The following is a 5,097-nucleotide window of genomic DNA, read 5'->3' on the forward strand; positions in this document are numbered from 1 at the left end:
GAGCTATATCGGCCTGCGGAACAGCCCCGATCATGCCCGTCGGTCATGTCGCTGCACCGGGAAACTCCAAGATCCCCGACAGAGTCAAGCTAGGGCCTGTGTCGAAAGTGGCTGGCCGTGACTCTGTGGCCCGTGTTTCTATTCCGGAGTGAACATCGAGAGCTCCGGGGTGCCTGATGAGAGGCCGAGCCTCTGCGTGCGGCAGAGGGCTGATGGCGATGTTGAGGAGTGTGTGCGGGTCCTCGCGGAGGTCCATCAGCTTGACGGCTATCCGGTGAACTGGCCTGATCGGCCGGGCGAGTGGCTGTCACGCGGTCCCGTGTTGGGCTCCTGGGTTGCCGAGCTCGAAGGCCGCCTGATTGGGCATGTCAGTTTGTCGCAAGGCGGCGAAGGTGATCTGGCCCCGATGTTGTGGAGTGAGCGGAACGGGACTACGCGGGGTATGACCGCCGTGGTCGGCAGACTGTTCGTTGCCCCGCAGGCCAGGGGACATGGGATCGGTGCGCTGCTGATCGGCCAAGCAGTGGAGGAAGCGCGGCGTCGTGGCCTGCATCCGGTGCTCGACGTCGTCGCATCCGATACTGCCGCGGCAGCCCTGTATGAGCGGCTGGGCTGGAAGCTGATGGCTACAGTCGAGCAGCAGTGGAGCCCGCACCAGACGGTGGCCGTCCTCTGTTACGCAGCGCCATCGTGACGTGGCCGGTCATAGCCACTCGTTGATGGCCGCGACGAGGACGGTCGCTTCATAGCGGACCGCGAGCTTGTCGTACCGGGTGGCCACGGCGCGGTGCCTCTTGAGGCGATTGATGCCACACTCGACCGCGTGCCGGGCCTTGTAGTCCTGCGGGTCGAACTTCGGCGGCCGGCCGCCGCGGAAGCCGAGTTACTTGCGGTTGCGGGCCTGGTCGGCTTTATCCGGGATGGTGCAGCGGATCCCGCGCCGCCTCAGGTAAGCGCGGTTCTTCAGGGATGCGTACGTTTTGTCGGCGCGCACCCGATCGGGCCGGGTGCGCGGCCTGCCCGGTCCGGGACGCGGGACACGGACCTTGTTCAGGACGGGCTCCAACTGCGGGGAGTCGCCCCGCTGCCCGGCCGTGATCACAATGGACATGGGCTTCTGGCCCTGTTCGACGGCCAGGTGCAGTTTCGTGGTCAGGCCGCCGCGCGAGCGCCCGAGACCATGGTCGTCCGGTTCGATGCTGACGCCGCCAGGTGGCTCCTTCTGCAGCTCCCCTTTTTCCTCGCGCCGGCGGCGTGCTGGTGGGCCCGGCACACTGTGGAGTCGACGTTGATGTCCCAGGTGATCAGCTGTTTCGCGTCGGCCCTGGCCTGGAGCGCGGTGAAGATTCGATGCCAGGTGCCGTCCCGTTGCCACCGGCGGAACAGGTCGTAGGCCCGGCTCCACGGCCCGTACTCGACGGGCGGGTCCCGCCACGGGATGCCGGTGCGGACCCGGAACCGTATGCCGTCGATCAGCTGCCTCCTGGCGCACGCCGGCGGCCGTCCGGGCCTCTTGCCTTTCGGCAACAGCGGTTCCAGCACTGCCCATTGCGCGTCCGTCAGATCTCCACGTGCCACGAACCAAGATCATCGCACCTTCAAGATCCACTTTCGACACAGGCCCTGGTGCTGTTCTGCAGCCCGGTTCGGCCCGGCAGCTGTGCCGAGATCACCCAGCCCTGACAGCTCAAACCGGCCACGCCCCTGGCCGGCGCTCCGTTCGTGGGGGTCCTCGCGGATGCCGGCCATCAGGGCACGGGGGCGCAGACCGGCGGACGACGGGTGGTGGCACCCCCACGTCGCAAGTTCGGGAAGCACGCTCCCGCTTGGTCCGCGCCCGACCACGCACGAGGTCGTCAGGCCGCGGCCCGGCCGCAGGGTGAGTCGCGAGGCCGCGGCTCGTCACCGACGAGCACGCCCGCTTTTTGCCGCTTGCGATCCTTCAGGCGCCGACTTCTTGACTCAGTATTTCCTTCAACTTTCGGTGCCTTCGCATTGACGGAAGAAAAGGCGAGCGGTGTGGTCCCGCCTTCCATGAAAACCCTGCGCATCCTCATTGACCCGGACGCGTCAAGTCTGCTTTGCTTCTCGCCGTCTGACGGGGCATCACCCGCTGCGACCAGCGAAAACTGCGTCGCCGAAGGGGAATTGCGGTTCACCCGACCCTGCCCCGTCGACGTGTCACGCAGCTCGCCTCCGCCGCACCCACGGCGGAGGTCTGTACGCAGAAAGGAACCCATTACCCATGGGTAAACCCCACATTCGCGGCGCGGCCCGGGCGACCCTGACCGGTCTCGCGTCGCTGTCCCTTCTCACCGCCGCGGCACTCGCCTCCATACCGCAGGCGTCAGCCGCCCCCCAGGCCGTCGGTCACACGGCCAGACCGAACCCGTACGACCCGGCCTACCAGCACCCGTACCGGCACGGTGTCCTGCCGACCATCCAGCAGCACGCCAAGATGAAGTCCTGGTCGGCCGCCCACCCCGCCGCGACCGCGGCGACCGGGCCGGAGACGCTCTCCTACGGCGGCGGCATCGACGGCATCGGCGTCCAGAGCGGTCACTCAAAGGTCTACCTGGTCTTCTACGGCTCCCAGTGGGGCACGCAGAGCACCAACGGCAGTGGCGACGCCACGTTCTCCGGCGACCCGGACGGCGCGGCCCCGGTCACTCAGGAGATGTTCAAGGGCATCGGCACGGGTAACGAGCTGTGGTCCGCCGATCTCACCCAGTGGTGTGACGGGCCGAACGTGTCGGCGGGCGCCACCAGTTGCCCGTCCAACGCGAACTTCATTCCGTACCAGAGCGGTGGCGTTCTGGCCGGCGTGTGGTACGACAACTCGGCAGCCTCCCCGAGCGCCGCGACCGGACACCAGCTGGGTGCCGAGGCCGTCAAGGCGGCCGGTCACTTCGGCAACACCACCGCCGCGTCCAACCGGGACGCCTACTACGTCATCCTCTCGCCGCACAACACCAACCCGGACAACTACCAGGGCCAGTACTGCGCCTGGCACGACTACAACGGCGACAGCACCCTGACAGGCGGCCCGGTCTCCTCCTCCTACGGTGACATCGCGTTCAGCAACCAGCCGTACAACATGGACTCCGGCGCCGGCTGCGGCGTCGGCTTCGTCAACTCGCCCGGCACGCTCGACGGCTGGACCATGACACTCGGCCACGAGTGGCACGAGATGATGTCCGACCAGAACCCGGCCGGCGGCTGGACCAACCACACCGGCAGTTCCTACGACGGCCAGGAAAACTCCGACGAATGCGCCTGGATCTCGCCCGGCAGCACCGGCGGCGCGGCCAACGTGACGATGGGCACCGGCACCTTCGCCGAGCAGGCCAGCTGGTCCAACGACACCAACTCCTGCGCCATCTCCCACCCGATCGTGGGCGGCGGAGGCACGGGCGGCGGCACCCTCACCAACGGCACCTTCGAGACCGGCAACCTGTCCAGCTGGACCACCAGCGGCAGCACTTCCGCAACCACCTCGGCGGCACACAGCGGCAGCTACGGCGCGATGGCCGGCTCCACCAGCCCGACGAACACGTCCTCCCTCTCCCAGAGCTTCACCGCCCCGTCCGGCACCAGCAAGGTCTCCTTCTGGTACAACGTCACCTGCCCGGACACCGTGACCTACGACTGGGCGACGGCCACGCTCCAGGACACCACGTCCGGCACCACCACGACGCTGCTGGGTAAGACCTGCACCCAGGGCGCAGGATGGAAGCAGGTTTCCGGCACCGTCACCCCGGGCCACAACTACACGCTCACCCTCACCAACAAGGACGACGACTACGCGGGTGACCCGACGTACACCTACTACGACGACGTGACCGTCTCCTGACCCTCACCCCATACCGCGGGGGGCGGGCCGCCGCCCCGCCCCCCGCCCTCCGCCGCCGCCCGTCAGTCCTGTCGGGCGGCGCCCTCGGGAGCGCCCATGCCACACCCGCCGGCCCGCCGCAGCCCCGTCCGGCCGCGCCCGTTGCCCGCCACCGTCGCCTGCCTGGCGGCCGTGGTCTGCCTCCTCACCGGATGTTCCGGCGGACCCGCCGGATCCTCTCCCCTCACACCGCCGCCGGACTCCGGTGTCTCCCCGGTTCCGGCCGGCCACTCCTCGAGCCCCCTCGTCCTCGACGAACGGGCGCGGGGAACGACCGTCCGGGTGCCCACCGGCACGCTCGTCGTGGTGGGCCTGCACAGCACCTACTGGTCGACCCCGGCCGGATCGGACCCGCAGGTGCTCGCCCCGTCCGGAGGCGGCACGATCCCCGCCGGCACTTGCCCGCCCGGCCGCGGTTGCGGAACCTCCTCGGCACGGTTCACCGCCCGCCGTCCCGGCACCGCGCACATCACGGCCCGCCGCACCTCGTGCGGCGAGGCGATGCGCTGCTCCCCGGGCCAGGAACGCTACGAGGTCACCGTCACCGTGACCCGGTAGCTGGTCCGGTGCCGGCGGTGACCGGGTGTGTGGCGGCGCTGTCTTCCATGCTTGATATCTGCAGGAACCATTGCCGGCCCCGGTGGTGTCCCGCGCCGTTCCCGTGGAAGGGACCGCCACCGGCCGCGCATGGCAAAGGCTTGCTGCTCCCCAGTCGATCGCCTTCGGTGGCTGCGGCGTGGTGCTACCGAGGTTTTCGGTTCGGGGTGACGTCATGGCGGGGCCGACACCAGTCCGGTCTCGGCGACGAACCCGTCGAGCAGCCGGGACTGGTACTGCATCCGTTTCAGGCGGGTGCGGGGGTCTCGACCAGGCCAGCTTGGCCAGGCTCCAGGTCGAGAACGGCAGGCCGTGCTCAGCCGGCTTGGACTTGGCGGTCTTCTTGATCTCGCGGCGTTCCGGGAGGGCGAAAGGTCTTTGGACGGCCGCCCTTGTACTTCGGGTACAGCGAGGCGAAGCCATCGGAGTTGAAGTTGTGGATCACGTCGCGGACCCGGTCGGCGCTGGTGAACGTGACCTCGGCGATCTTCACCACGTCCATGCGCTGCGCGGCTAGTGGCTCGTCACGCAGCCTTGGTCGGGTAATCGGTCCAGGACCGGATCGGTGAGTCGGGCGCGAACGCCGTCTTGGGCTCGGCGCGGGCATT

General features: G+C 68.7%; 3 protein-coding genes and 2 pseudogenes. 3 read left to right on the forward strand and 2 right to left on the reverse strand.

Annotated features, from left to right (window positions below; all coding sequences use genetic code 11):
* Window positions 1-232 precede the first annotated feature (232 nt).
* The gene (locus ACZ5NH_RS45155) at window positions 233-694 is read left to right on the forward strand and encodes a GNAT family N-acetyltransferase (RefSeq protein ID WP_468784275.1); all 462 of its coding nucleotides are present in this window, start codon (window positions 233-235) and stop codon (window positions 692-694) included.
* A 9-nt stretch (window positions 695-703) separates the two neighbouring features.
* On the opposite strand, the pseudogene ACZ5NH_RS45160 reads toward ACZ5NH_RS45155, so the two are convergent.
* A pseudogene (locus tag ACZ5NH_RS45160) lies at window positions 704-1,578 on the reverse strand (IS5 family transposase).
* Between the two features lie 667 nt (window positions 1,579-2,245).
* Here ACZ5NH_RS45160 and ACZ5NH_RS45165 point away from each other — a divergent pair.
* Together ACZ5NH_RS45165 and ACZ5NH_RS45170 are read left to right on the forward strand one after the other, a co-directional pair.
* Entirely contained in the window at window positions 2,246-3,853 is a 1,608-nt protein-coding gene (locus ACZ5NH_RS45165; protein WP_468784271.1) for a hypothetical protein, read from the forward strand.
* Window positions 3,854-3,949: 96 nt separating this feature from the next.
* The gene (locus tag ACZ5NH_RS45170; protein WP_468784273.1) at window positions 3,950-4,450 is read left to right on the forward strand and encodes a hypothetical protein; all 501 of its coding nucleotides are present in this window, start codon (window positions 3,950-3,952) and stop codon (window positions 4,448-4,450) included.
* 312 nt (window positions 4,451-4,762) lie between these two features.
* On the opposite strand, the pseudogene ACZ5NH_RS45175 reads toward ACZ5NH_RS45170, so the two are convergent.
* Window positions 4,763-5,006: pseudogene (locus ACZ5NH_RS45175) on the reverse strand (helix-turn-helix domain-containing protein); the annotation flags it as partial.
* Window positions 5,007-5,097: the final 91 nt, after the last annotated feature.

This window comes from Streptomyces sp. NPDC031426, assembly GCF_055581585.1.

Coding starts and splice junctions, on each gene's coding strand:
- ACZ5NH_RS45165 (WP_468784271.1), top strand. CDS start 2,246: ATGGGTAAACCCCACATTCGCGGCGCGGCCCGGGCGACCCTGACCGGT.
- ACZ5NH_RS45170 (WP_468784273.1), top strand. CDS start 3,950: ATGCCACACCCGCCGGCCCGCCGCAGCCCCGTCCGGCCGCGCCCGTTG.